At 63.1% G+C, this 643-nt stretch carries 2 protein-coding genes; both read left to right on the top strand.

Going from position 1 to position 643, the window contains the following annotated elements:
• Positions 1 to 247, top strand: a 247-nt coding sequence (locus AC1DU6_RS34455; RefSeq protein WP_477862973.1) for a DUF1345 domain-containing protein, incomplete at its 5' end; no start/stop codon positions are given.
• A gap of 72 nt (positions 248 to 319) precedes the next feature.
• Positions 320 to 643: cation:proton antiporter domain-containing protein (locus tag AC1DU6_RS34450; RefSeq protein ID WP_477862971.1), on the top strand; the 324-nt coding region annotated here is incomplete at its 3' end.

Here is a 643-nt window from a genome sequence, read left to right as displayed (position 1 = left end):
GTTCTATCGCGGGGCCAAACCCGGCGGGCTGGCATTTCCGTCTGGTGATGACGACACGAAGGAACAGCCCGATTATTGGGACTTCGTGTATTTCTCCTTCGTCATCGGCATGACCGCGCAGGTCTCCGACGTCGGCATCACCGTGAAATCCATCCGCCGTACCGCCACGGCCCACGGCATCGTCTCCTTCATCTTCAACACGGCGCTGGTCGCGCTGATGGTCAATATCGCGGCAAGCGCGATCTGATACTTCAGCACGCGCCTGCATTGACCTGGTCGCCGCGCCGGGCAAATTAGGCCTGTAGAGGATATCGCCCGCGTGGAAACCAAATTTCCGATCTTTCTGGTTCTGATCGCTGCGCTCGCAGGTACGGCGTGGCTGGCCAAGCGCATCAGCATTGCCCCGGCGATCCTGCTGCTGCTGGCCGGCATTGCGCTGGCCTTCGTGCCGGGCATGCCCGCGCTCGAACTGCCGCCCGAAGTGGTGCTGCTCGGCGTGCTGCCGCCGCTGATCTATTCGGCCAGCGTCGCCATGAGCTGGCGCGAATTCCGCGCCAATCTGCGCATCATCACGCTGCTCGCGGTCGGCTGCGTGATCTTCACCGCGTGCCTCGTCGCGACCGCCACGCATTTCCTGATCGGC

It is taken from the genome of Roseateles sp. P5_B10, assembly GCF_056400485.1.
Note: the sequence above shows the minus strand (reverse complement) of the source record. Positions and strands in the feature narration are given on the sequence as shown.